This is a genomic window from Novosphingobium sp. FKTRR1 (assembly GCF_020404405.1).
Taxonomy (GTDB): domain Bacteria; phylum Pseudomonadota; class Alphaproteobacteria; order Sphingomonadales; family Sphingomonadaceae; genus Novosphingobium.
The window spans coordinates 143849-169975 of the sequence record NZ_JAIZDA010000006.1 but is presented as its reverse complement, the minus strand read 5'-3'; the positions used below and the strand labels follow the sequence as shown (position 1 = coordinate 169975).

Here is a 26127-nt window from a genome sequence, read left to right as displayed (position 1 = left end):
CATCAATGAGCCGCATCGGGCGGCGGCGGTGGCGCTCCGGGCATCAGCCTGCAAAAGGGCACGAGCACGAGCGCGCCGATGAACATCCACGCCATCACGCGGAAAACGTCGTCAAAGCCCATGGCCAGCGCCTCGCGCCCGACCAGTCGGCCCAGCGTGGCCGAAGCGAGCGCGCTGGCGTGGTCAGGATCGGGGCTGACCGTGCTCATTCGCGCGGCCAGCGTGGACAGCGCATCGCCTGCGGCGCGGCCCGAATGGCCAAGCGCCTCGGACAGGCGCGCAGCGGCAATGCGCGTGTCGTCCATCAGCCAGCTGTTGACCACGGCGATACCGATCGCCCCGCCCAGATTGCGCATCAGGTTGAACAGACCCGAGGCCGCGCCAAGATCCTGCGGCGCAACCCCGCTCAACGCCATGTTCACCGCAGGCACGATGCACAACATCAGGGCAAATCCGCGCACCAGCTGCGGCATCAGCAGTTCATAAAAGCCCCACTGACTGGTGATCGAGGACGTCATCCACAGGCTGTAGGCAAACAGCGAAAGGCCGACCGCGATCATCCAGCGCACATCGATCCGCTGCGACAGGCTGGCAGCCACCACGGTCGAGGCCAGTTGCGCCGCGCCAACCACGAACACCGTCTGTCCGATCTGCAGCGCGCTGAAGCCGCGCACTTGCGCCAGATAGACCGGCACAAGGTAGATCGAGGCGTACATGCCAAAGCCGATTACCAGGTTGAACAAGCAGGCAAAGGCGAACAGCGGTCGGCGGAACGGGCGCAAAGAGACTACCGGGCTCGGCGAAAACAGCGCTCGCTCCATGAACAGAACGAAGCCGACAAGCGCTGTCCAGGCGGCGATCGCGATGGTCTGGTCCCCCAGCCAGTCGTGGCGCGGCCCTTCTTCAAGCACGTACTCAAGGCCCGCCAGAAACACCGCCATCGACACGAAATGCGGCCAGTCGATCCGGCGCAGCATCGCCGGATCGGCATGATCGATGCGCAGCAGGACCGCGCAGGCCGACGCGATGGCAAGGCCGGGCAGCACATTGACGAAGAACAGCCAGCGCCAGTCGAGCGCTTCGGTGATCAGCCCCCCGGCCGACGGTCCGAGCGCGGGCGCCAGCACGCTGACCGTGCCGAGGATGGCGGGGATCAGCGCCCGCTCCTTGCCGGTGAACAGCCGGAACCCCACTGCGAACACCAGCGGCACCATCGCCCCGCCGGTAAAGCCCTGCAGGGCGCGGAAAGCGATCATCGAGCCGATCGACCATGACAGGCCGCACAGCAGACTGGACAGCGTGAACATCGCGCAGGACGCGACGAACAGCCAGCGGGTGGACAAGGCACGCGCCAGAAAGCCCGACAGCGGGATCATCACCAGTTCCGCCATCAGATAGGCGGTCTGCACCCAACTGATCTCGTCCCCGCCCGCCGCCAGCCCGGCAGCAACATCGCGCTGCGAAGCGGACACGATCTGAATGTCGAACAGGGCGAGAAACTGACCAAACGCCATCAGTCCGAAAATCAGGAATTTGCGCGGCGTGGGCATCGCCTCTGGGTCGGCGGACCAATCTTGGCCAAGCGCGGACAACCGGGTCAGGCGCATCGGAAATATCCCTCTAGACATATGATGGACGACATATATATGATGATCGTCATTGCAGCAAGAGGCTTTCCCATGGCGCAAGATGCCCCAGACACCGCACATCGAACCGAAACCGCGAATGACGAGGCGCCCGCAGCTCGCCGTCGGATCGGGCGTGGCACGCTTGCTGCCGGTGTGGCGCTGCTTGTTGCGGGTGCCGGGGCCGTCTGGATATTGGCGGAACCAGCCAGCCAATCGACCGACGACGCCTATCTGGCGGCCGATTCGACAACGGTCGCCCCGCGCGTGAAGGGCTTTGTCAGTCAGGTACTGGTGGCGGAGAACCAGTCGGTTCGTGCCGGGCAGCCTCTGCTCAGGATCGATGCGGAAGAGTTTTCCGCGCGCCACGCCGCCGCGCAGGCCGATCTGGCCAATGCCCGCGCGGCCGTTGCCGCCGCCCAAGCCGCACTTGCTCGTCAAGGTAGCGAAGAAGCGGTAGCCGCAGCGCAGATCACTGCGGCGGCGACCACGATTCGCGCAGGGGAAGCCTCAGCCACCAATGCCGACGCGGACAATCGGCGCTATGCCGCGCTGGTATCGACCGGCGCGGTGGCCGAACGCGATGCGCAAGGCTATCGCACCGCCGCCATCGGCGCACAGCAGGGACTGGCGCGCGCGCGCGCAGAACTCGACGTGGCCCGGCGGCAGGCAGCGGTCACGCTGGCAAGGCGCGCCGACTTGCGCGCGGCATTGGAAAGCGCACAGGCTGGAGAAGCGCGGGCACACGCTGCGCTCGATCTGGCCGGGCAGGACTTGCGCCATACCCTTATCGCGGCACCCGTCGACGGAGTCGTGGCCAACCGCCAGTTGCGGGTGGGCGACTATGTGCAACCGGGCACGCGCGCGCTGACGCTGGTGCCGCTCGGCGGCATCTATGTCACCGCCAATTTCAAGGAAACCCAGACCCGCCACATGCGCCCCGGCCAGCATGCCACCGTGCGGGTCGACGCGCTGGGCAGCACCACCCTGACGGGTCAGGTGGACAGTCTTGCCCCGGGTTCGGCGTCAACCTTTGCGCTACTTCCATTTGAACCGGGCACCGGCAATTTCACCAAGATCGTCCAGCGCGTGCCGGTGCGCATCCGCCTAGATCGCGGCCAGCCGGGCCTGACGGCGCTGCGCCCCGGACTTTCCGTTACCGCCACCGTGAACGTCAGCAAGCAGGAGCATTGATCATGACCATTCCCGCCCATTCGACCGCGCTTGTCACCGGCGCATCCGCCGGCATCGGCGCGATCTATGCTGACCGCCTTGCCAAGCGCGGCCACGACCTGATCCTTGTCGCGCGCGATGCGGCACGCCTCACCGCTCTGGCAGAGCGCCTGCGCGCCGAGACCGGGCGCAAGATCGATATCCTTCCCGCCGACCTGACCGATCCCGCCCACCTCGCGCTGGTCGCCCAGGTTATCGCCGACGCCCCGAACCTCGGGATTCTAGTGAACAACGCGGGCATGGCTCTTACCGGTACGCTGACCACCTCGCCCGAAGCCGAAGTGGCGCGGCTGATCGCACTCAATGTGACCGCACCCTCGCTGCTCGCCCGCGCTGCCGCCATCCGCCTGAGCGCGGCCGGCGCGGGCGCGATCATCAACTTGTCCTCGGTGCTGGCACTGATCCCCGAAAGTTTCGACGCGACCTACAGCGCCACCAAGGCTTTCATCCTCAACCTGTCGCAAGGACTTGCGCAGGAACTGGCCTCGAGCGGCGTACAGGTGCAAGCCGTTCTTCCCGGCGCCACCCGCACCGAAATCTGGGAACGCTCGGGCAAGGACATCGACAGTTTCCCCTCCGAAATGGTGATGGCGGTCGATGATCTGGTCGATGCTGCGCTGGTCGGGCTCGATCGCGGCGAAACGGTCACCATCCCGCCGCTCGCCGACCTTGCCGATTGGGAGACCATGCAGACCGCGCGCTTGGCGCTGGGGCCGCAATTGTCCAAGCGCGACGTTGCTGCACGCTATGCTGCAGCCGCGACAGCATAATCGCGAAGGCCATTGCGACTGCACAAATCGGCCAGCAAAATCAACAGACCCAGCTTGACGCTGCGAATCCTCCACCATTGCCGACACAGCCGGAATTGACGCGAAACGCTGGGACTCTAGGGGGGCGGGATGAGCGCAAGCGATTCTCGTCCCTTTACGCAATTCCTGCTGCCGGATCTGTTCCGCGCCACGGCGCTACGCTGTCCCGATCAGATCGCGCTTGATATCCCGCCGGGTCGCGGCCGACCTGAACGCCAGACCCTGACTTACGCGGCGCTTGACGCGCTGTCGGATGCGCTGGCCGGGCATCTTGCCGCACGTATCGGCAGTGGCGAGGCAATCGTCGCCCTGCTCATCCCACGTACGTCACCGCTGCTGTTTGCCGCACAACTCGGCGTGCTCAAGGCGGGCGGCGCTTATACCTGCCTCGATCCGGGCTTTCCTGACGAGCGGATGCGCGAGATCATCGAAGATGCCGCGCCCATCGCCGTGCTTGCCGATGCTGTCGGAATGGCGCGGTTGGCCGGGCTCACCCTGCCGGACGGGCTGGTGCTCGATGTCGCTGGCCTTGTTGCGCAGGCGCACGAAAGCGCGCCCGCACCGGCCAAACTCGCGCTCGCACATGACCGGCTGGCGTATGTGATCTACACCTCGGGCACCACCGGCAAGCCCAAGGGCGTGATGATCGAACATGGCCAGATCGCCAATCTGATACGGTCGGACATCGCGGAGTTCGCGCTGACCGAAGCCGATCGCGTGGTTCAAGGCTCGTCCTCCGCCTACGATTCATCGATCGAGGAAACCTGGCTGGCATTCGCTTCGGGCGCGCGGCTGCTGGTGATGGATGATGCCACCGCCCGGCTTGGGCCCGACCTGATCGGCTGGCTGCGCGACGAAGGCGCAACCGTGCTGTGCCCACCCCCCACTCTGCTGCGCGCGACCGGCTGCACCGACCCGGCCAAAGCCCTACCCGCTTTGCGCCTGCTCTATGTCGGGGGTGAGGCGCTGCCGCGCGATATCGCCGACTTGTGGGGCGCAGGGCGGCGGCTCGTCAACGGCTACGGTCCCACCGAATGCGCGGTCACGTGCGTGCGCGGCGACATCGTGCCCGACAGGCCGATCACCATCGGCAAGGCGGTGCCGGGCATGGCGGCTTTTGTGCTCGACGCCGCGCTCGAACAAGTGCCCGACGGCGTGCAGGGCGAACTGTGCATGGCCGGTGCGGGACTTGCGCGCGGCTATCGCAATGCGCCCGAGCTTACCGCCGAGAAGTTTGTCGTGCATCCACAGCTTGGCCTGATCTACCGCACCGGCGATCTGGCCGAGTACGATGCCGACGGCAACCTGATCTACCACGGCCGCATCGACGCGCAGGTCAAGCTGCGCGGCTATCGCATCGAACTGGGCGAGATCGAGGCGCGCCTTGCCGCCATCGACGGCGTGCGCGCTGCCGCCTGCACACTGCAGGGCGAAGGGGCGACGGCGGAACTCGTCGCGTTCATCGTGCCCGAAACCGCCACGTCTGCCCCCGCCGGGGACGATCTGCGCAGCGTTCTTGCTACCACCCTGCCTGCCTACATGGTGCCCGGCCGGATCGGGCTGCTTGACGCACTGCCAACCTCGGTCAGCGGCAAGCTGAACCGCAAGGCATTGCCGCTGCTTGGCCCCGGCGGCACCGCGCTGCAACGCGATATGGTTGCTCCCGCAAGCGCGATGGAAGCGCTGCTGAGTGCCGGTTATGCCGATATCCTGCGGCGCGACGTGGTTTCGGTGACCGATGACTTCTTCGTCGATCTGGGTGGCGATTCGCTCAGTGCGGCCATGCTGGTGACCCTGCTGCGCGACGATCCGCGCACCGCATGGATCACCGTCAGCGACATCTACGAAGCGCGCAGCCCGCGCGCACTCGCCCTGCTGGCGCCCGATGGCACGGCCGCTGCGACCGATCCGACGCGCGAACTTGTGCGCGAAGGACAGGCACGGCCATGGCTGGCCAATCTGGTCCAACTGAGCTGGCTGGCCGGAGAAGTCATCGTGGCGGGCTGGGCGGCGTGGTTTGCCGCGTTCCGCATCGTGCCGCTGCTGTACGGCGGGATGGGGCTGGTACCTTTCCTCATGCTGGCGCCGCTGCTCGCACTGGTCGCGACCGCCGCCTATGTGCCGTTCTCGATCGTAGTCGCGGTTGCGGTGAAGCGGCTGGTCATCGGCCATTATCGTGCGATCCGCACGCCGGTGTGGTCGGCCTATTACCTGCGCCATTGGGTCGTGCAGCAAACCGCGCGGCTGGTGCCGTGGCCGCTGTTGCAGGGTACGCAGTTGCAGCAGGTCGCGCTGCGCGCGCTGGGTGCCCGGATCGGACGCGGTGTGCATATCCATCGCGATGTCGAATTGGCGCGCGGAGGCTGGGATCTGCTCGACATCGGCGATAACGTGTCCCTCGGGCAAGGCGCGCAGATCAGTCTGACCGAACTCGACCGGGGCGATCTGGTTATCGGACCGATCACGCTTGAGGCTGGGGCAACATTGCAGGTGCGCGCCGGTGTCTCGGGCCACTGCAGCATCGGGGCGGGCGCGGAACTGACCGCGCTGTCGGTACTCAACCCCGGTCAGAACATTCCTGCAGGCGAGTTGTGGGACGGCGTGCCCGCGCGGCGAATCGGCCTGTCGCAACCTGCCCCCGCGCTTGATCAACCCGGCCGCCGCCTGTCGCCATTGGCTTGGGATGCGCTGGTCTTTTTGAGCGAGGCCGTGCTGGGTGCGATCGTCGCCCTGCCCGCACAACTTGCCGGGCTGGCTGCGTTCGCGCTGGCGGGCGTCGGTTACGAAGCGGTCTGGCGGTGGTTCTACCACCCCGATCTGACCAGCCGGACCGCCCTGCTGATGATCGGCTGGACCGTGCTCGGCCTGCCGCTGACGCTGGCTTGGACGGCAGTGGTGATGCGCCTGATGGGCCGCGTCGAGGCGGGCGTGATAGACCGCTGGAGCATCGCCTTCCTGCGCGTCTGGCTGAAAAGCGGCCTGCTGTCGGTTTCGGGCGAATGGCTTACCGGCACGATGTTCTGGCGCGGCTGGTTGCGGCTGGCGGGGATGAAGCTGGGCCGCGATTGCGAGATCAGCACGATCCTCGACGTCGTGCCCGAACTGGTCGAGATCGGCGAAGGAACGTTCTTTGCCGACGGCATCTATCTTGGTGGCGCATGGGTCAGGCAGGGTCACGCCACGCTTGGGCACGTCACGCTCGGGCGCAACACGTTTCTTGGCAATCACGCGGTGATCCCGCCTGGCGTCACGCTGCCGTCCGACATCCTGATCGGCATCGCCACCGTGGCCGACCCGATGCTGATCTCGCAAGGACAGTCGCGCTTCGGCCATCCCAGTTTCGACCTTCCCCGCCGCGAAGTCGTGGAAGTCGACCGCAGCCTGACGCACGATCCCGGCCCGCTCCGCTACTGGAACCGGGTGTTCTGGGAGGCACTGCGCTTTGCCCTGCCCGTCTTGCCGCTGCTGTTGAGCGCGCAATGGTACGCCTGGCTGGTCAGCGCAGCGCAAAACACGAGCCCGGCAGAATACGATCTGGTGGTCATTCCGTCGGCCACGCTGTTTCCGCTGGTGGTGCTGTGCGGCGCGGTACTGGCGTTGAAATGGCTCCTGATCGGCCGGGTCAAACCGGGCCAGCACGCCTTGTGGTCATGCTGGTGCAGCCGCTGGGACTTCGTCTACGTCGCATGGGCACGCTATGCCACGACCATCCTGCGGCGGCTCGACGGAACGTTCCTGTTGCCGCAGTTCCTGCGCGCCATGGGCCTGAAGATCGGCAAGCGCGCCGTACTCGGCCCGTTGTTCGCGCAGGTCGTCGATCCCGACATGATCGAAGTCGGCGATGGCGCCACGGTGTCGGCAATGTTTCAGGCGCACACTTTCGAAGATCGTGTGCTCAAGGTCGACAAGGTTCGCATCCGCGCGGGCGCGACCGTTGCGCATGGGGTAGTGCCCCTTTATGGCGCCGTGATCGGAGAACGGGCACACGTCGGCGCGCACAGCGTGGTGATGAAGCAGGAACACCTGCTGCCCGGCGTCGCGTATCAAGGCGTGCCCACCCGCGTGACTGGCCGCGAATACCTCGGCCCCGCAACCTAGGCCCCGCAACTTAGGCGGCGTGAACTAGGCCCGCTAAGTTCGGCCCCCTAAGTTCGGCCCGTCAGCGCCGCGTCCAATTGCGCGCGGTCGAGCGTCCCTTCCCAGCGGGCCACGACGATGGTGGCGACGGCATTGCCGATGAAGTTGGTCAGGCTGCGGCATTCGGACATGAACCGGTCGACCCCGAGGATCAGCGCCATGCCCGCCACCGGCACCGCCGGCACGATCGACAGCGTTGCAGCCAGCGTGATGAAGCCCGCGCCGGTGATGCCTGCCGCGCCTTTTGACGAGAGCATTGCCACGCCCAGCAGCAGCGCCTCTTGCCCGAATGTCAGGTGAACGTTGCAGGCTTGCGCGATGAACAGCGCCGCCAGCGTCATGTAGATATTGGTCCCATCCAGATTGAAGCTGTAGCCGGTGGGCACCACCAAGCCGACCACCGCCTTGGGACAACCGGCGCGCTCCATCTTCTCGATCAGCGCTGGCAAAGCGCTTTCAGACGAGGACGTACCCAGCACCAGCAGCAGTTCCTCGCGCAAGTAGGCGATCAGCCGCAGGATCGAGAAGCCGGTCAACCAGCCGACCAGCCCCAGCACGACCACAACGAACAGCGCCGAAGTGAGGTAGAACGTCGCCACCAGCGCGGCCAGGTTGGCAAGGCTGCCCAGCCCGTACTTGCCCACGGTGAAGGCCATCGCCCCGAAGGCCCCGATCGGCGCTGCACGCATCACCAATGCGACCAGCCGGAACACCACCGCCGAGGCGTCCTCCATGACCGCCAGCACGCGTTGGCCGGGCGCGCCTGCCTGCGCGAGCGCGATGCCGGTCAGCACCGCGACCACCAGTACTTGCAGGATGTTGCCTTGGGTCAGCGCAGAGAACCAGGTATCCGGCACCATCGCCATGACGAAGCCGATCACGGTCGTCTCGTGCGCCTTGGCGGTATATTCGCCAACCTTGGAAGCATCGAGGGTGGCAGGATCGATGTTCAGCCCCGCGCCCGGCTGGACAACATTGGCCACCACCAGACCGACCACCAGTGCCAGCGACGATACCACCGCAAAATACAGCAAGGCGCGCCCGGCCACGCGGCCAACCGCGCGCAGATCGCGCATCGCGGCGATGCCGGTGGACAATGTCAGGAAGATGACCGGCGCGATCACCATCTTGACCAGCTTGACGAACAGGTCGCCCAGCGGCTTGAGCGCCTCTCCGGCAGAAGGCGCGAAATGACCCACCGCCACGCCTGCGGCAATGGCAAGCAGCACGAGCACATAAAGTCGTGAGGGACGGGATGTGGGCAGCGCGGAAGGCGGTTCGGCGGCGGGATGCAACAGGGTCATGCCCTGCCTTGTGCATCCGCGCCGCCGCACTCGCAATCGATGATTGAGGCGCCTGATCAGGCGCCACGATCAGGCGCCACGATCAGGCGCCACGATCAGGCGACGCGATCAGGCGACAGTCAGTTGCACGTCGATGTTGCCGCGCGTGGCGTTGCTGTAAGGGCAAGCCTGATGCGCAGCGGCGACCAGCGCTTCAGCCGCAGCCTTGTCCACTCCGGGCACATTTGCAGAAAGCGCGACGGTCAGGCCAAAGCCGCCTTCGGCGCGCGGACCGATGCCGACAGTGGCAGTGACCGTGGCGTCATCCGGAACCCGCGCCAGGCTCTTGTCCTGCGTCGACACGAACTTCATCGCGCTGAGGAAGCACGCGGCATAGCCGGCGGCAAACAACTGCTCGGGATTGTTACCCTGTCCGTTGCCGCCCATTTCCTTGGGCACGGCCAGTCCGACATCGATCGAGCCGTCTGCGGTGCGGGTGCGGCCATCGCGGCCCCCGGTGGCAGTGGCGCTGGTGGTGTAGAGGGGGGAAATTGCCATGATGCTTTCCTTTCGAGATGTCGGAGCCTCGGGTAGGCTCGATATAAATCCTGCACGATTAGATCGTGTGCGATTTATCTAGATTGACGATGCGAGTCTGTCAATCCCTTGCGATTTGATCGTGTACGATTTATCTTCATCGCATGAACAACGCCCAACCCTCCGCTTCGGTTCCCGCCGCTGCGTCCGCCGACACGCCGCCTGCACCGGTCGGCCCGTTTGCAGACTATGTGTGCTTTTCGATCTATGCTGCGGGACTGGCGTTCAACCGGCTGTACAAGCACGTCCTTGACCGCTTCGGACTGACCTATCCGCAATACCTCGTGCTCGTTGCCCTGCGCGCGCGCGATGACCGGACGGTGGGCGAACTGTGCGAGTTGCTGTTCCTCGAATCGAACACGCTGACCCCGTTGCTCAAGCGGCTTGAGGCAGCAGGACTGGTCACGCGCACACGCGACAAGGCCGACGAGCGGGTCGTGCGCATCGGCCTGAGCGCGCAGGGTCGGACACTGGCCGCAGACATTGCCTGCGTTCCCGCCGACATGGTTGCCGCCGCAGGCACCAGCGAGCAGGATCTCGCCGAGTTGCCCCAGCTCATCCGCACGCTCGATTCGCTGGCCGAGACTCTTCGCAAGGCCCTACCCTGAACGACCAAGTCCCTGATCGACCAACGCCAGCGAAGGGTTTGACGCGCAGCGCCATCGTGCCCCACGATTGCACGACGACCCGTCGCTGGAGCCTGACCCATGATCCCCTATCCGATCCGCGCGCTGTTGCTGGCATGTGCTGCCGCTTGGGCTGGTCCCGTGCACGCCGCGCCGATCCTGCTGCGCCCTGCGCAAGTGTTCGACGGCACCGATCCCGCGCCGCATCAAGGCTGGCAGGTGCTGGTCGATGGCGAAAAGATCATCGCGGTCGGCCCTGACCTCAAGGCTCCAGCCGATGCCAGGGTCATCGACTTGCCCGGGCAAACGCTGTTGCCCGGCCTGATCGAAGGACATGGGCACTTGTTCCTGCACCCCTACAACGAAGTGCCATGGGACACCCAAGTGCTCCATGAAGCGCTGGCGCTACGCACCGCGCGCGCAGTCGCACAGGCGCGCGCGACCTTGCTGGCAGGCTTCACCACCGAGCGCGACCTGGGCACCGAGGGGGCGGGCTTTGCCGATGTCGGCTTGCGTCAGGCGATAGCGCAAGGGATCGTGCCCGGACCGCGCCTGCTGGTCGCGACCCGCGCGATCGTGGCGCTCGGCGCCTACGGTCCGAAGGGGTTCGAACCCGGCGTGACGGTGCCGCAGGGCGCGCAGGAGGCCAGCGGCAGCGATGGCGTGGTCAGCGCGGTGCGCCTACAAATCGCCGCCGGGGCCGACGTGATCAAGCTCTATGCCGATTACCACTACCAGCCCGGTGAGCCGACCCGCGCCACGTTCACCGCCGCGGAACTAGCCGCCGCCACCGCCGCCGCGCACGATGCCGGGCGCCCGGTCGCCGTCCACGCCACCACCGCCGAAGGTATGGCCCGCGCGATCGCGGCGGGCGTCGACACGATCGAACACGGCGACGAAGGCACGCCTGCCTTGTTCCGCGCGATGAAGGACAAGAGTATCGCGTTCTGCCCCACGCTTGCCGCAGGCGACGCCATCGCGCGCTATCGCGGCTGGAATGGCAGCACCCCGGCCCCGGCGATGGTCGAGGAAAGCGTTCGTGCGTTCCGGTTGGCGCTGGCAGCCGGTACACCGATCTGCATGGGCGGCGATGTCGGCGTCTATGCGCACGGCACCAATGTCCGCGAAATGGAGCTGATGCAGGCGGCCGGCATGGCGCCTGCGCAAGTCCTGATCGCGGCGACTTCGGGCAACGCCCATCACTTCCGCCTGTCCGACAAACTGGGCGCCATCCGCGCAGGCCTGCTGGCTGACCTGATCGCCACGCCGGGCGACCCGACACGCGATGTGGCGGCGCTGCGCACGGTATCGCTGGTGATGAAAGGTGGCGTTGTCGTCAAATGATCGCGCGGTCCCACCTTTCCCGTCGCAGCCCAACGGGTTAGACATGGCTGATGGCTGCGCTCAACCCCGTTTACACCGCCCTTCCGACCACGATCTTCGAACATATGTCGGGGCTGGCGCGCGCAAGTGGCGCGATCAATCTGGGCCAAGGTTTTCCCGATGCTCCGCCGCCCTTTGCGCTAACCGCAGCGGTGGCGCGCGCGATGGCCGAACGCTCGCAACAATACCCGCCGATGGCTGGCGTGCCCGAACTGCGCGACGCGGTCTCCGCATTCTATGCCCGCACGCAAGGCCTTGAACTCACCCGCGACCACGTGATCGTGACCTCGGGCGCAACCGAAGCGGTGGCCGCCGCCATCCTTGCGGTAGTATCAGCGGGTGACGAGGTGCTGCTGTTCCAACCCGCCTACGATGCCTATGCACCGCTGGTTCGGCGGGCTGGCGGCGTGCCGGTGTTCGTCAACTTGCGCCCGCCGCATTGGCAGTTGGAACGCACCGCGATCGAGGCCGCGATCACACCGCGCACCCGCGCGCTGGTGTTCAACGATCCGCTCAACCCGACCGGCACCGTCGCCTCAGCCACCGAACTGGCGCTGCTGGCGCAGATCGCGCAAGCGCACGACCTGATCGCCATTTGCGACGAGGTTTGGGAGCAAGTCCGTTTCGACGGCCAGCCGCACCGCTCGCTGCTGGCCGAACCCGGCATGGCTGGGCGCACGATCAAGATCGGCTCTGCGGGCAAGATCTTTGGCGCTACGGGATGGAAGGTTGGCTGGATGGTCGCCGCCCCCGAACTGGCGGCGGTGACGGCCAAGGCGCACCAGTTCCTGACCTTCACCACCCCGCCGATGCTGCAATACGCGGTGGCAGAGGCGCTGGCCGACGACGGACTGGTGCAAGGTTTGCGCGATGATTGGGCGGCTACGCGCGCCATACTCAACCAAGGACTTGCCCGCGCCGGACTTGCCGTCCTGCCGGGCTTGGCGACGTGGTTCACCTGCATCGATCTGGCCGCTAGCGGCATCGCGATCGACGATGCGACTTTTGCCGACCGGCTGGTGCGCGAGGCAAGCGTCGCCTCGATCCCGCTGTCCGCCTTGTGGGAAGGGCCGGCCGCGCCGCGCCATATCCTGCGGTTGTGCCACTGCAAGCCCGCCGCCATGCTGAATGATGCGGTCGAGCGCATCACGCGCTGGCGCTCAGAGCTTTAATCGAGCCCCTGCAGCCACTCCGCAATCATCGCGCGGCCCGCAGCAGCGGCGCGGGCACCGTGCGCCGCATGGGCTTCACGCAGCGAATCGGGGGTGTGCCCTGCCGCCTCGACATCATCGGGTGACTGTTCGATCCATGCGTCAAAGCGCGGATCCTCACCCATTTCGGCATGGAACTGAAGCGCCAGCAGATTGGCCCCCCGACGAAATGCCTGATGATCGTAGACATGGCTCGATGCCAAAAGTTCGACGTTATGCGGCAGAGTGAACGTATCGCCATGCCAGTGCAGCACCGGCGTATCGGCGACATGGCGCAACGGCCCCTGCGTATCGTGCACCGTTACCGGATGAAAGCCGACTTCCTTGGCCCCACCCGGAAAGACCCGCGCGCCCAAGGCTGCCGCCACCATCTGCGCGCCGAAGCATACCCCCAGCGTCGGCCGGTCGGCTTCAAGGCGCAGCGCGAGGCGCCGCATCTGGCAGGCGATCCACGGGTGCCGGTCGGTTTCATAGACCCCCATCGGGCCACCCATCATGATCAGCAAGTCGGGCTCACGCAGATCGATGCACCCGAAACCGGGGTCCGACACATCGATCCGATCGACCTGATAGCCCGCAGCCTCGATCGGCTCACGGTACCCGGCGACCCCTTCATAGGGCACATGGCGGATGATCAGGGCGGACTTCATGGTGCTATCGTGGTCAATTCACTGCTGCAGGAAAACACCTTTAAAGGCCAAGGCGCTTCCAGAAATCGTCGGCGGAAAGTGGCGTTTCGGCATCGCCTGCCGCACCAGCCAGCCGCCAGGAGGGGTGCGGCAGGCGACCGGGCGCGGGAATGCGCGGCAAGTGGACATTGGCGGGCGTGTAACGACGGTTGGCAGTCCTGGACATCTTCGTACCTCCTTTGCCGGAACACGAATCTGGCGAGGACGCCCGGATTGCGTGCGCTTTAGCCGTTGGTTACGCGGAGCAAGCTGGCATCGATCAAAAGCCGCGGTCGGGCGGAAGCGGGAGAGGGAACTTCCGCCCGACGCCCCTTCTCTACCAATTTGGTTGGCAATTGTCCTTTCAGAAAAACTCGAACCCCGCAAAGTTTTGCTTGATGATCGGGCGGTGCGGGTTCGTAGTGCGGCAATGGGGCAAACGGCTGTTGGCGCAGACTGAACGGGCCGCTAACAACCCTGAAAAATTGGAGAAAACAATCTTGTCTGAACGCTTGTCACGCCGGTTCGCTGCGGCCTTGCTCCTGTCGGCAACGACGGCAGCTTTTGCTCCTGCGCCCGCTCTTGCCCAAACACCAACCGCTCAGACAGACAATGAGACGGCGCGGCTCTATGCCTTCCTCGACACGCAGTTTGCCGAGCAACTGCGCCTGCAACCGCAGCTCGCCACTTATCTTGGCGACAAGGCCGGAGAGGATCGGCTCGACGACATCAGCGATGCTGCCGCATTGCGTCAGCTCGAATGGCGGCGCGCCAGTGTTGCGCGGATGAAGGCGCAGTTCGACCGGGCGAAACTGACGCCCGAGGCGCAGACCAACTATGACATCTGGGCACTGGAACTCGATCGCGCCGAGTTGTCCTATCGCAATCGCGGCTATGCGCCGCCGTTCTATTCCTTCCTCTATTCGGTCCATTCGCGCCTGCCCGATTTCCTGATCAACACCCACACGGTCAAGGATGCCGACGACATGCGCGCTTATGCGGCGCGGCTGCGGGCCATTCCGGCGGTGCTGGACGAGGCGATCGGGCAAAGCCGCGTCGCCGACGCTAAGGGCGTGCACGCGCCCCGCTTTCAGATCGAGCGGGTGATCGCGGGCAGCCAGGCAATCATCACCGGCGCTCCGTTCGACGCGGGCAAGGATTCGCCGCTCTGGGCCGATGCGCAGGCCAAAGTCCACAAGCTGCAGACTGCGGGCAAGATCTCCGCGGAACAGGCCGATACATTGCTGGCCGATACGCGGACCGCGCTGCTGTCGATCCAACCGGCCTACCAGCGGGTGATCGCCTGGGCGCAAGGGGAACTGCCGACCGCGCCAAGTGGCCGGGTCGGTGCGATCTCGCTGCCTGGCGGGGCGGACTGGTACGCAGCAGCGCTCAAGCTCAACACGACGACCGACCTTACCGCCGCGCAGATCCACCAGATCGGGCTGGACGAAGTGAAGAGGATCGAAGCCGAGCAGGACAAGCTGGCGCAAGAGGCCGGGTTCAAGGACCGCATCGCCTATTATGCTGACCGCGAGAGGCGCGACCCGCCGCAGCCGTGGACCGATGCGCTACGCGCCGAATACCTGCAAAAGGCCAACGCCACGATAGCGCACAACCGAACCTTGCTGCCCAAGTTCTTCGGAACCCTGCCGACGCGCGCGATGGAAGTGATCCGCGAGCCGTCGTTCAGCGAAGTGGCGGGCGGAGCTGCCCATGCCGCTGGCCCCAGCGCTGACGGCGCACGGCCGGGGCGCGTCTATGTTCACCTGCAAGGTCAGACGAGCGATCCGTCGACCGATGCGATCGTCGATCTGATGTGCCACGAAGGCGTGCCCGGCCACGTCATGCAGGGTGATATCCAGATCGGTCAGACATCGGGGCCGCGCTTCCGTCAGGCCACGCGCTATGTCGCGTTTGGCGAAGGCTGGGGCCTTTATGCCGAAGCGCTGTGCAAGGAAATGGGCGCCTATCCCGACCGCGCGAGCGACTTCATGCGTTTGGAGGCCGAAGTGTTCCGCGCAGCACGCTTGGTGGTCGATACCGGCATCCATTCGCTGGGCTGGGACGAGGACAAGGCTGTCGCCTACATGATCGCCAGCGGCCGGGCGACGCCCGATCAGGCACGTTCGGAAGTCCGCCGCTACATAACGCTGCCGGGACAGGCGACGGGGTACAAGATCGGCATGCTCAAGATCATGGAGCTGCGCCACAAGGCTGAACACGAACTCGGCGGAAAGTTCGATATCCGCTCGTTCCACGATCTGCTGATCGGATCGGGCTCGCTGCCCTTGTCCATCCTTGAAACCAAGGTCGATGCGTGGATTGCCGCAAGGCGCTGATACCGCGACAACTTCGCAGCCGCTCGGTGCTGCAAAACGGAAAAGGCCCGCGACGCCGGTGAGCGCCGCGGGCCGCTTTCCTCCCCAGGAAAGTCCCGATAGGGTTGGCGATAGGCCGGTTCAGCGGCCCATCGCGCTCCCAAGCCGGTGGTAAAGGTGCGAGAATTTCACCGATTCCGGCTCATCCTCGTGCGCCTTGAGATAGAACAGTACCGCTTCACGGATCAGCTTGAAGTCCTCGGTCGAGAGGACCGCGCGGGCGCGTGCCGGTTCAGCCATGGTCATTCTCCTTCTTCGGTCCTTCGTGGCGTGATGCCGCGAATGGGTAGTGGGGGCGGCCAGCAGGTTCAGTTTGCAGGCCGCGTCCCCTGTCGCAGATCAGGCTGCGGCAAACTGATTCATCGTGTTGTGAGCGCCGCCCGCCTTGAGCGCGGCTTCACCGGCGAAGTATTCCTTGTGATCGTCGCCGATGTCCGACCCGGCCATGTTCTGGTGGCGGACGCAGGCGATGCCCTGCCGGATTTCCTGACGCTGCACGCCCTTGACGTAGCCCAGCATGCCCTGTTCGCCGAAGTACTCCTTGGCGAGGTTGTCGGTGCTGAGCGCAGCCGTGTGATAAGTCGGCAACGTGATCAGGTGGTGGAAGATGCCAGCCTGCGCCGCTGCATCGCGCTGGAAGGTGCGGATGCGCTCGTCAGCCTCGATCGCCAGTTCGCTGGCGTCATAGTCCACGCTCATCAGACGGGCGCGGTCATAGGCCGACACGTCCTTGCCTTCGGCGACATAGGCATCGAACACCTGCTGGCGGAAGTTCAGCGTCCAGTTGAAGCTGGGCGAGTTGTTGTAGACCAGCTTGGCGTTCGGGATGACTTCGCGGATGCGGTTCACCATGCCGCCGATCTGGCCGATGTGCGGCTTTTCGGTTTCGATCCACAGCAGGTCCGCCCCGTTCTGCAGCGCGTGGATGCAGTCGAGCACACAGCGGTCCTCGCCCGTTCCGGCGCGGAACTGGAACAAGTTGGACGGCAGGCGCTTGGGCTTCAACAGCTTGCCGTCGCGGCTGATGATCACGTCGCCGTGGCCGATCTGCGTCAGGTCGACTTCCTCGACGTCGAGGTAGCTGTTGTACTGGTCGGCGATATCGCCCGGTTCCTTGACGAAGGCGATCTGCTTGGTCAGCCCGGCACCCAGCGAGTCGGTGCGCGCCACGATCACGCCGTCATCGACGCCGAGTTCGAGGAAGGCGTAACGAACCGCACGGATCTTGGCGATGAAGTCTTCATGCGGGACGGTAACCTTGCCGTCCTGGTGGCCGCACTGCTTTTCGTCCGAGACCTGGTTTTCGATCTGGATGCAGCAGGCGCCCGCTTCGATGAACTTCTTGGCGAGAAGGTAGGTCGCTTCGGCATTGCCGAAACCGGCGTCGATATCCGCGATGATCGGCACGACGTGGGTTTCGTAATTGTCGATGGTGTGCTGGATCTTGGCCGACTTGACCTGATCGCCAGCCTTGCGCGCCGCATCGAGATCGCGGAACAGGCCGCCCAGTTCGCGGGCATCAGCCTGCTTGAGGAAGGTGTAGAGTTCCTCGATCAGCGCGGGAACGCTGGTCTTTTCGTGCATCGACTGGTCGGGCAGCGGGCCGAAGTCGCTGCGCAGCGCGGCAACCATCCAGCCCGACAGGTACAGGTAACGGCCCTTGGTGGTGCCGAAGTGCTTCTTGATCGAGATCAGCTTCTGCTGCCCGATGAAGCCGTGCCAGCAACCCAGCGACTGGGTGTAGTTGGCCGGATCGGCATCATATGCGGCCATGTCGCGGCGCATGATCGCGGCGGTATACTTCGCGATATCGAGCCCGGTGTGAAAGCGGTTCTGCAGACGCATGCGCGCGACCGATTCGGCGGCGATGCCGTCCCAGGTCTGCTGGAAGGGAGCGATGGCCTGGTCGGCCTCGGCGATCTTCTGCTGGTAGGTCATGGCGTAACGTCCTTCACGCTGCATGTGTCTTGCGGCCGGCGGCTGCGGTGTGAATTCGGCCTAGAGCGGAACGCCGGGCCGCGTAATGCCTTGCGAAGTCTTGTTGTCAAACTTTACAGAATTTGCTTGTAAAGTTGTACAGGCTTCACACACCGCAGGATTTGCTTAACCATGGTCCGCGAAAACGCCGTTTCCCGCCCGCTCTATCTTGGTCCGCGGATCAAGCGCTTGCGCCGCGAACTGGGGCTGACCCAGGGCGCCATGGCCGAAGACCTTGGCATTTCGCCCAGCTACATCGCGCTGATCGAGCGCAACCAGCGCCCTCTCACCGCCGACTTGCTGCTGCGCCTTGCCCGCTCCTACCGCCTCGACGTGACCGACCTCGCCGCCGAGGATCGCGACGATTACGCCCGGCGCCTTGCCGAAGTGCTGCGCGATCCGCTGTTCGCCGAAATCGATCTGCCCGCGCTTGAAGTGGCCGATATCGCCACAAGCTTTCCCGGCATGGCCGAGGCGATGCTGCGCCTGCACGGCGCCTATGCGCGCGAACAGCAGGCGCTGGCAGGCCTGCGCGCCGGGGCTGGCACCGACCGCGCCGCCGATCCGGTGGGCGAGGCGCGCGCGTTTCTGAGCGCACGCCGCAACTATTTCCCCACGCTCGATTCGCGCGCCGAATCGCTGGCGGGCGAAGTCGACAAGGCGGGCGGCAGCGCCGAATGGGTCCGCCAGCAAGGCACGCGCGTGCGCCGCCTGCCCGCCGAAGTGATGATGGGCGCCATCCGCCGCTATGATCGCCACGGCGAGCAACTGCTGCTCGACGAAACGCTATCGCCGTCCGCGCGCGACTGGCAGATCGCCCTGCACATCGCGTATACCGGACTGCGCACCGAAATCGCCACGCTGGTGCGCGGGGAAAGCTTTGCCAGCCCGACAGCCGCGCAACTCGTCCGGCGCGCGCTGGCGAGCTATGGCGCGGCAGCACTGGTCATGCCTTATGAGCGCTTTGCCCGCGCGGTCGATGCGCACGCCTATGATGTCGAGGCGCTGGCCGGGCAATTCGGCGTCGGCTTTGAACAAGTGGCGCACCGTCTGACCACGCTGGGCAAGCCGGGGCAGGAGCGGGTGCCGTTCTTCTTCATCCGGGTGGACGCGGCGGGCAATGTGTCCAAACGGCTGGACGGCGCGGGCTTCCCCTTTGCCGCGCACGGTGGGGGCTGCCCGCTGTGGAGCCTGCACGATGCCTTCCGCCGCCCCGGAGAAGTGCTGACCCAGTGGCTGGAACTGCCCGATGGACAGCGCTTCTTCTCGATCGCACGCACCGTCACCTCGGGCGGCGGCGGCTTTGGCAAGCCCGCCAGCTTGCGCGCGATCGCGATCGCCTGCGCGGCCGAGCACGCGCCCAAGCTGGTCTATGCCCAGACCGCGCAAGGCAGCGCGCCGCCCGCACCCACCCCGATCGGGCTGACCTGCCGCCTGTGCCAGCGCGCGGACTGCACCGCCCGCGCCGAACCGCCGCTTGGCCGCGATGTCCTGCCCGACGATTTCCGTCGCGCCGCGCAACCGTTCAGCTTTGGCGAGAGTTGAACGGCTTGCCCACACGGCTCCCCCCGGCTATCGGCCAAGCCCTTGTTGTTCCGTCCTGTAAAGGCTGTGCCCTGTGGCCACGATCATTCCGCTCGCCGACGTCGACCCCGCGCTGGTCGAGCAAGTGCTCGACACCGCGTTCGAGCCCGAGCGCCACACCCGCACCGCCTATCGCCTGCGCGAAGGGACCGAATGGCTGCAGGCGCTCTCGTTCGCTGCGCTTGATGATGACGACATGCTGGCCGGCACGATCCAGTGCTGGCCGGTCGCGCTGACCGATCCGACCGGCCGCGCGCATCCGTTGATCATGGTCGGTCCGGTGGCGGTGCTGCCCCACGCGCAAGGGCTGGGCTATGGGCAGGCGCTCATGACCGCCAGCCTGACCGTGATCGACCCGCGCGCGCCCTTGCCGCAAGTGCTGATCGGCGATCCGGAATACTACGAGCGCTTCTTCGGCTTTTCCGCCGCGCACACCGCAGGCTGGACGCTTCCCGGCCCCTGGGCGCCCGAACGGCTGTTGTGTCGCACCGCCAATCCGGCCGTCCTGCCCCAAGAGGGCATGCTCGGGCCTTGGCGCGGCTGAACGGTTCTGGCAGGGCATGATCAATGCCCTATGAACCGCCCCCCGAACTTGCCACGCTAAGCCTTGGCCAACTGGCCGAAGCCATTGCCGCCCGCCGCTTGCCGCCGCTCGACCAATGGGCCCCGGCGGCATCGGGCGACAGCGAGATGCGCATCGCCGCCGACGGGCGCTGGTTCCATCAAGGTGGCCTGATCTCGCGTCCCGCCATGGTGCGCGCTTTCGCCTCGCTGCTGATCCGCGATGCCGATGGCCGGCACTGGCTGATGACGCCGACGCAACGGTTGGCGATCGCGGTCGACGACGCCGGGTTCCTCGCCACCGACATGCAGGTGCGCCATGACGATAACGGCCGCGCGGTGCTCGCCTTTCGGCTCAACACCGATGACATCGTGCTGGCCGATGCCGACCACCCGCTGCGCGTGGCCGGAACGGCGGATCTGCCCGCGTTCTACCTTGGTGTGCGCCATGGCACCGAAGCGCGGCTCAACCGCAGCACGTACGGACAGTTGATCGACCACGCTTTGACCGTGTCCGAGCCAGAGGCGCTTGCGGTAGAAAGCGCGGGCCTGCGCTTTGCTCTCACTCCGCCGGAACCTGCCGCATGAGCGATGCGCTGATCGCCCGGCTGCAAGCGCTATTTGCGCAAGGCCATGCCGATCCTTCGGGTGCGGTGGACGAATCCGACGCGTTCGATCCGGCGGTGCCGCTGCGCCCGGCGGCAGTGCTGATCGCGATCACCCACCGTCCCGACCATCCCGACGGCCCCGGCGTACTGATGATCCACCGCCCGGCACACATGCGCGCGCACCCCGGTCAGGCCGCCTTTCCCGGTGGCAAGCTCGAGCCGGGCGAAACCCCGGAACAGGCCGCGCTGCGTGAAGCGCATGAGGAGCTGGGCCTCGACCCCGCAGGTGTGCGGCTGATCGGCGCGACCGACCGCTATCGCACTTATTCGGGCTATGACATCACCCCGGTGCTGGCGCTGGTGCCCGAAACGCCCGTGATCGACCCCAATCCGGGCGAAGTCGCTTCGTGGTTCGAACCACCGCTCGGCTTCCTGCTCGATCCGGCCAACATCGTCTATAAAGGCGGCGAATGGCGCGGGGCACGGCGCGAATATGTCGAGATCGTGTGGTCTGGCCACCGCATCTGGGGTGTGACCGGCGGGATCATCGCCAACCTTGCCCGGCGGATCGACTGGCATGGCTGAGCCGACCCGCCTGCCCGCAGCGCCGTGGACCCGGCGTGACGATCTGGCCGCTCTGGTCGTCGCGCTCGACCCTGCGGGTGCCGGCACCTGCCGCTGGGTGGGTGGAGCCGTGCGCGACACTTTGCTGGGGCAGCCGGTCAAGGACATCGACATGGCAACCCAAAGCCTGCCCGAGCAGACGCTGGCCGCGCTCAAGGCAGCGGGGATCAAGGCCGTACCCACCGGCATCGCCCATGGCACCGTCACCGCCGTGCTGGCCGGGGGGCCCGTCGAGATCACCACGCTGCGCCGTGATGTCGAGACCGATGGCCGCCACGCCACGGTCGCCTTCGCCACCGACTGGCAGGAGGACGCTGCTCGCCGCGACTTCACCATCAACGCGCTCTATGCCGATCCGCGCACGCTGGCGGTGTCCGACTGGTTCGGTGGGCTGGACGATCTGCGCAGCCGCACCGTGCGGTTCATCGGCGATGCCGAGCAGCGCATCCGTGAGGATTACTTGCGCATCCTGCGCTACTTCCGCTTTCAGGCGCGCTTTGGCGGGTATCCGGCGGACGCGCCTGCAGAGGCGGCGTGCGCGGCGCTGGCAGCGGGGATGAAGGGCCTCTCGCGCGAACGAATTGCCGCCGAACTGCTCAATCTGCTCGGCCTGCCCGATCCGGCCCCGACGGTGCGGCGCATGGCCGAACTGGGTATTTTGGCGCAAGTTCTGCCCGAGGCCGACGCCTCAGCGCTCGCCCCGCTGATCACCACCGAACGGGCGCAATCGGTCGCGCCGGATGCACTGCGCCGCTTTGCCGCCCTGCTTCCCGCCGAGCCGCCGCTGGTCGAACAAGTCGCCGCGCGGCTGCGCCTGTCCACCGCGCAGCGCAAGCATCTGGCAGCCGTGGCGCAAAGGTCAGGCTCGGACGCAGACGCGCGCGCCCTCGCCTACCACATCGGGCGGGACGAGGCCGTCGACCGCCTGCTCATTCTCGGCCAGTCCATCGCGCCTCTGCAAGATTGGTCGATCCCGCGTCTGCCGCTGAAGGGCGGACAGATCGTGGCGCGGGGGATCAGTGCGGGACCGGAAGTTGCACGCATCCTGCGCGCGGTCGAATCGCGCTGGGTGGCCGAGGGCTTTCCGGACGACGCGCGGGTAGCGCAGTTGCTGGACGAAACGCTGGCGGAATAGCCGCTTACCCGCGCCACTCCCGGCGTTCCTCGGCCGCGCGCAGCACTTCGTAGGCGGTCTGCAGCTTCAGGAATTCAGCGGCAGCAGCAGCGTCGCCGGGGCGCACATCCGGGTGGACCAGCTTGGCCTTGGTCCGCCAGGCCCGCTTCACCGCCTCGTAATCGGCGTCGGGCTCGAGTTCCAGAGCCTCAAGCGCGCGCAATTCGTCACGGCTGCGGGTGCCGTCGCCCGATCCGCCCCATTCCGCCCACGCCGCCTGACGATAGCCCGAGGATTCGCCGCGTTCGGCCTGCTCGCGCTGTTCGGCCTCTTCCTTGTCCAGCCCTTCGAAATAGTTCCAGCCCGCGTTGTATTCGGCGGCATGAGCCTGACAGAAATACCAGCGATCCGGGCTGTTGGGCGATTTTGGCGCAGGACAGTTGCCCGGCTCGTTGCAGCCATGCCGATCGCACAGACGCACTTGCGCCGCCTCGCGCGAGCTGCCGTAGCCGCGCCAGCGGGGGAAACCCCAGTCATTTGTCCGCCCGTTTCGCGCCATGAACCCGCAAAGCCCGAACCTGCGCCCAACGTCAAGATGCCGATGCGGCAACCCGCATGCAAAACGGGCCCGGAGCATTGCACCCCGAGCCCGCCATACATGCCAAGAAGCCTGCGCTTACTGGACGGTGATCGTCACCGCGCGGCGGTTCTTGGCCCAGCTTGCCTCATCCGAGCCAAGCGCGATCGGGCGTTCCTTGCCATAGCTGACGGTGGTGACGCGCGACCCGGAAACGCCCAGGCTGACCAGATAGTTCTTGGCCGCGTTGGCCCGGCGTTCGCCCAGCGCGATGTTGTAATCGCGGGTGCCGCGCTCGTCGCAATGGCCTTCCAGCGTTACCGACTTGCCGGGATTGCGCGCCAGCCACTGGGCCTGACTTTGCAGGATGCCCTGGCTTTCGGCGTCGATGGTGTACAGGTTGGTGTCGAAATGGATCGTATCCGACAGCACCGAGGCGAGGAAATCGGCCTGACTGCCCGGAACCGGACCGGCAGGCAAAGGCGCGGGCAATTGCGCACCGGCCGTGCTGGTGGTGGCGCCCGAAGGCTGTGGCGGCAAGGCTGCAGGAGTGCTGGCACAGGCGGCGAGCGCAAGGCTTGAGGCCAGAACAGTGATGGAGAGGATCCGGCGGCGCATGATCAGTACTCCTTGACGGGGATTGCGACAGATTGTGCATTGCACAAGACAAAATCGCAACCGATTCCGTCCTGCGTCTTGTTTCGATCAGGGCAGCACCGGTCCCCATGCGGGATCGGAGGCGTCGACCGGCGTTTTCAACTTGCGTTCGTTGCGTCCGGTCAGATCTACCTGCCAGATCGCGGTGCGACCACTGCCCCTTTCGGTGCGGAAGAACTGGATGATCCGTCCGTTGGGCGACCAGGACGGCGCTTCATCCTGCCAACTGTCTGTCAGGAAACGCAAACCGCCACCTTGCGGGTTCATCACCGCAATGCGGAAATTGCCGCCAAGATAGGTGAACGCGATCTGGTCGCCGCGCGGGCTCCATTCGGGCGTGGCCGCGCGCGCGCCGAAAAAGCTGATACGCTGCTGGTTGGTGCCATCGGCGTTCATCACATAGACCTGTTGCGATCCGGAACGGTCGCTTTCGAACACGATCTTGCTGCCGTCGGGCGAATAGCTGCCGCCGACGTTGATGCCGGTGGTGTTGGTCAGCCGCACCGATTCGCCGCCGCTCGCCGGAACGCGATAGATGTCGGTATTGCCCGCAATCGCCATCGAATAGAGGATGTACTTGCCATCGGGCGACCAGCGCGGGGCAAACGTCGGCCCCTTGGCCTGCGTCACCAGATGCTGCTGGCCGGTGCCGATGTCATAGACATAGATGCGCGGGTTGCCGTTCAGATAGCTGAGATAGGCAATCCGGCTGTAATCGGGCGAATAGCGCGGGGTCAGCGCAGTCGCCTGCCCGTTGGTGATGAAGCGGTGGTTGGCCCCGTCCGAATCCATGATCGCCAACTGCTTGCGGCGATGATCCTTGGGCCCGGTCTCGGCGATATAGGCGATCTTGCTGTCGAAGAAGGGGCTTTCCCCCGACAACCGCGAATAGACCATGTCGGCGCACTTGTGCGCGGCGCGGCGCCATTCGTCGGGTCGCACGACATAGCCCTGCCGCGCCAGTTCCTGACCCAGCGCCACGTCGTAAAGATAGCAACCAACCGTCAACCGCCCGTCATCGGCGGCCTTGACGAAGCCTTGCACCAGCATTTCGGCATTGCGCGCACGCCAGCCCTGGAACGCAGGTGCAGCAACTTCGGCATAGGCGATCCCCGGCAACTGGTCGGGCCCGGTCGGCTTGAACAGCCCGTTGTTCTTCAGATCGTTGAACACCACGCGCGCAAGGTTCTTGCCCAGCACATCGGTGCTGCCGCCCTCGGCCGCGGTGGATACCGGGCGATCGGTGGAAAAACCCGGTATCGCCACGCCCAGATCCTGCCATTCGCTTTCATCGGTGACCGATCCGGTCAGCACGGTGTCCTCGGCAGGCTTGCCAGGTTCTGCCGGCTTGGCATTTGATCCCGGCAACAACTGCTGCTGCGCCTGAACGCTGACGACGGACAGCGCCAGCGCGGGCAGCGCGGCAGCGAGCAACAGCACGAGCTTGCAGGTCTTCATTGCGACAACTTCCTGTCAAAGCGGAACTCAACGCGTTTCCAACTGGCGTAAAATTGCGGCGGCAGATCGAACGGAGCGGCCAGTTGCACGGCGCGGATCGCCTGTTCGGCATGGCGCTGCGCCTGCGCGCGGTTCTCGTCGGTAATGCCGCTTTGTGACACGACGACGGGCCTGCCCGCCAGCGAGCCATCGGGATTGAGGCTCCACGCCAGCACCGTGACCAGCTTGTCGGTGTCGACGCCCTGCGGCGCGGCCCAGCGCGGCTTGATCTGCCGCGACACCGCGCTGCGCAGCGCGGCGACCGGCGCCGGACCGACCGCGTCGGCAGGCGGCGTGCGCGCGGTCCCCGGATTGCTCGATGACGCGATGCCGTGCAGGAAATCGTCGCCGATCCGGCTGCCTCCGGTCGGCAAGGTGGTGCGCCGCCGCGTGCGATCGTCCGCAGGACGCGCGGCTGACTGCGCGGCGGATTGCGACTTGGCCGGCGCAGGCTTGGCTGGTGCGGCCTGTGGCTTCGCGGGTGAAGGCTTGGCAGGCGCAGCTTGTGGCTTGGGCGGCGCTGGCTTGGGCGGCACTGGCTTGGCTGGTGCGGCTTGAGGCTTGGGCGGCGCTGGCTGAGGCTTGGGCGGAACCGGCTTGGGTGGCGCAGGTTTCGGCGGAACCGGCTTGGGCGGTACAGGCTTTGCCGGAGCAGGTTGGGGTGGCTGCGGCTTTGCCGGTTCGGGTTTTGCCGGTTCCGCCTGAGGCTCGGGCTGCGGCTCCGGCTCGCCCAGTTCGGGCGCCACATCGGGCGCTGGCTGTGCCTGCGGGTCGGGGGACAGCGACCGGTCGGCCACGGTATCGGCGAACGTTACGGTCATCCGTTCGGGCGGCGGCTGCACCGACCGGCCCGGCGGGGCAAGCGTGAACGCCGCCAGCAGCGCGACATGCGCCGCCACCGCCAGCACCAGCGCCAGCGCTTCTTCGCCGGTCAGCCCGCTACGGGTATCGTCGATGTCGGCGCGCGTTGCCATG

General features: G+C 66.1%; 23 protein-coding genes. 12 read left to right on the top strand and 11 right to left on the bottom strand.

All coding sequences use genetic code 11. From position 1 onward, the window contains the following. Positions 1–2: 2 nt before the first annotated feature. Positions 3–1607, bottom strand: a complete 1605-nt coding sequence (locus tag LDN95_RS08635; protein WP_226017256.1) for a DHA2 family efflux MFS transporter permease subunit — start codon at positions 1605–1607, stop codon at positions 3–5. Between the two features lie 72 nt (positions 1608–1679). Here LDN95_RS08635 and LDN95_RS08630 point away from each other — a divergent pair, with 72 nt between their 5' ends. The 3 genes from LDN95_RS08630 to LDN95_RS08620 all read left to right on the top strand — a co-directional run bounded on the left by LDN95_RS08630 (position 1680) and on the right by LDN95_RS08620 (position 7765). Beyond that, entirely contained in the window at positions 1680–2819 is a 1140-nt protein-coding gene (locus tag LDN95_RS08630) for an HlyD family secretion protein (RefSeq protein WP_226017255.1), read from the top strand. A gap of 2 nt (positions 2820–2821) precedes the next feature. Beyond that, positions 2822–3628: an SDR family oxidoreductase gene (locus LDN95_RS08625; RefSeq protein ID WP_226017254.1), complete on the top strand. Its 807-nt coding sequence runs from the start codon at positions 2822–2824 to the stop codon at positions 3626–3628. 129 nt (positions 3629–3757) lie between these two features. Further along, a complete protein-coding gene (locus LDN95_RS08620) occupies positions 3758–7765 on the top strand; it encodes a non-ribosomal peptide synthetase (protein WP_226017253.1) in 4008 nt (1335 codons plus the stop codon). 47 nt (positions 7766–7812) lie between these two features. On the opposite strand, the gene dctA is transcribed toward LDN95_RS08620, so the two are convergent. Then, positions 7813–9108 (bottom strand): C4-dicarboxylate transporter DctA, encoded by a 1296-nt coding sequence (gene dctA / locus LDN95_RS08615; RefSeq protein ID WP_226017252.1) that lies wholly within the window; start codon positions 9106–9108, stop codon positions 7813–7815. Between the two features lie 108 nt (positions 9109–9216). After that, positions 9217–9645 (bottom strand): organic hydroperoxide resistance protein, encoded by a 429-nt coding sequence (locus LDN95_RS08610; protein ID WP_226017251.1) that lies wholly within the window; start codon positions 9643–9645, stop codon positions 9217–9219. Positions 9646–9788: 143 nt separating this feature from the next. Here LDN95_RS08610 and LDN95_RS08605 point away from each other — a divergent pair, with 143 nt between their 5' ends. The 3 genes from LDN95_RS08605 to LDN95_RS08595 all read left to right on the top strand — a co-directional run bounded on the left by LDN95_RS08605 (position 9789) and on the right by LDN95_RS08595 (position 12865). Beyond that, a complete protein-coding gene (locus LDN95_RS08605; RefSeq protein WP_226017250.1) occupies positions 9789–10292 on the top strand; it encodes a MarR family winged helix-turn-helix transcriptional regulator in 504 nt (167 codons plus the stop codon). 99 nt (positions 10293–10391) lie between these two features. Continuing rightward, on the top strand, positions 10392–11654 hold the full coding sequence (locus LDN95_RS08600; protein WP_226017249.1) for an amidohydrolase family protein: 1263 nt from the start codon (positions 10392–10394) through the stop codon (positions 11652–11654). 50 nt (positions 11655–11704) lie between these two features. Further along, entirely contained in the window at positions 11705–12865 is a 1161-nt protein-coding gene (locus LDN95_RS08595; protein ID WP_226017248.1) for an aminotransferase, read from the top strand. Here the strand turns inward: LDN95_RS08595 and LDN95_RS08590 are convergent. After that, positions 12862–13554 carry a glutamine amidotransferase gene (locus tag LDN95_RS08590; RefSeq protein WP_226017247.1) on the bottom strand — a complete coding sequence of 231 codons (693 nt, stop codon included), beginning with the start codon at positions 13552–13554 and terminating at the stop codon, positions 12862–12864. The two genes, LDN95_RS08595 and LDN95_RS08590, sit on opposite strands and share 4 nt — an antisense overlap. A gap of 40 nt (positions 13555–13594) precedes the next feature. Then, positions 13595–13759: a hypothetical protein gene (locus tag LDN95_RS08585; RefSeq protein ID WP_226017246.1), complete on the bottom strand. Its 165-nt coding sequence runs from the start codon at positions 13757–13759 to the stop codon at positions 13595–13597. 313 nt (positions 13760–14072) lie between these two features. On the opposite strand from LDN95_RS08585, the gene LDN95_RS08580 reads away from it, so the two are divergent. Beyond that, a complete protein-coding gene (locus tag LDN95_RS08580; protein ID WP_226017245.1) occupies positions 14073–15914 on the top strand; it encodes a DUF885 family protein in 1842 nt (613 codons plus the stop codon). 120 nt (positions 15915–16034) lie between these two features. Here LDN95_RS08580 and LDN95_RS08575 read toward each other — a convergent pair whose 3' ends face one another. Both LDN95_RS08575 and LDN95_RS08570 read right to left on the bottom strand, forming a co-directional pair. Next, positions 16035–16193 (bottom strand): hypothetical protein, encoded by a 159-nt coding sequence (locus tag LDN95_RS08575; protein ID WP_226017244.1) that lies wholly within the window; start codon positions 16191–16193, stop codon positions 16035–16037. Positions 16194–16292: 99 nt separating this feature from the next. Continuing rightward, on the bottom strand, positions 16293–17891 hold the full coding sequence (locus LDN95_RS08570; RefSeq protein ID WP_226017243.1) for an isocitrate lyase: 1599 nt from the start codon (positions 17889–17891) through the stop codon (positions 16293–16295). A gap of 171 nt (positions 17892–18062) precedes the next feature. Here LDN95_RS08570 and LDN95_RS08565 point away from each other — a divergent pair, with 171 nt between their 5' ends. From LDN95_RS08565 to LDN95_RS08545, 5 genes are all read left to right on the top strand, one after another. After that, positions 18063–19475, top strand: coding sequence for a short-chain fatty acyl-CoA regulator family protein (locus LDN95_RS08565; protein ID WP_226017242.1), 1413 nt, complete (start codon positions 18063–18065; stop codon positions 19473–19475). A gap of 73 nt (positions 19476–19548) precedes the next feature. After that, the gene (locus tag LDN95_RS08560) at positions 19549–20058 is read left to right on the top strand and encodes a GNAT family N-acetyltransferase (protein WP_226017241.1); all 510 of its coding nucleotides are present in this window, start codon (positions 19549–19551) and stop codon (positions 20056–20058) included. A 23-nt stretch (positions 20059–20081) separates the two neighbouring features. Next, a complete protein-coding gene (locus LDN95_RS08555) occupies positions 20082–20663 on the top strand; it encodes a DUF1285 domain-containing protein (RefSeq protein ID WP_226017240.1) in 582 nt (193 codons plus the stop codon). Beyond that, on the top strand, positions 20660–21268 hold the full coding sequence (locus LDN95_RS08550) for a CoA pyrophosphatase (RefSeq protein ID WP_226017239.1): 609 nt from the start codon (positions 20660–20662) through the stop codon (positions 21266–21268). The genes LDN95_RS08555 and LDN95_RS08550 overlap by 4 nt, the downstream gene beginning before the upstream one ends. Next, positions 21261–22442 carry a CCA tRNA nucleotidyltransferase gene (locus LDN95_RS08545; protein WP_226017238.1) on the top strand — a complete coding sequence of 394 codons (1182 nt, stop codon included), beginning with the start codon at positions 21261–21263 and terminating at the stop codon, positions 22440–22442. The genes LDN95_RS08550 and LDN95_RS08545 overlap by 8 nt, the downstream gene beginning before the upstream one ends. Positions 22443–22446: 4 nt before the next feature. Here the strand turns inward: LDN95_RS08545 and LDN95_RS08540 are convergent, their stop codons facing one another. The 4 genes from LDN95_RS08540 to LDN95_RS08525 form a co-directional block, all read right to left on the bottom strand. Next, complete coding sequence (locus tag LDN95_RS08540) at positions 22447–22980, bottom strand: J domain-containing protein (protein WP_226017237.1); 534 nt, start codon at positions 22978–22980, stop codon at positions 22447–22449. A gap of 117 nt (positions 22981–23097) precedes the next feature. Continuing rightward, on the bottom strand, positions 23098–23616 hold the full coding sequence (gene pal, locus LDN95_RS08535) for a peptidoglycan-associated lipoprotein Pal (protein ID WP_226017236.1): 519 nt from the start codon (positions 23614–23616) through the stop codon (positions 23098–23100). An 87-nt stretch (positions 23617–23703) separates the two neighbouring features. Further along, positions 23704–25113: a Tol-Pal system beta propeller repeat protein TolB gene (tolB, locus tag LDN95_RS08530; RefSeq protein ID WP_226017235.1), complete on the bottom strand. Its 1410-nt coding sequence runs from the start codon at positions 25111–25113 to the stop codon at positions 23704–23706. Next, on the bottom strand, positions 25110–26126 hold the full coding sequence (locus LDN95_RS08525; RefSeq protein ID WP_226017234.1) for a TonB C-terminal domain-containing protein: 1017 nt from the start codon (positions 26124–26126) through the stop codon (positions 25110–25112). Before LDN95_RS08525 ends, tolB begins: the two co-directional genes overlap by 4 nt. Between the last annotated feature and the right edge of the window lies 1 nt (position 26127).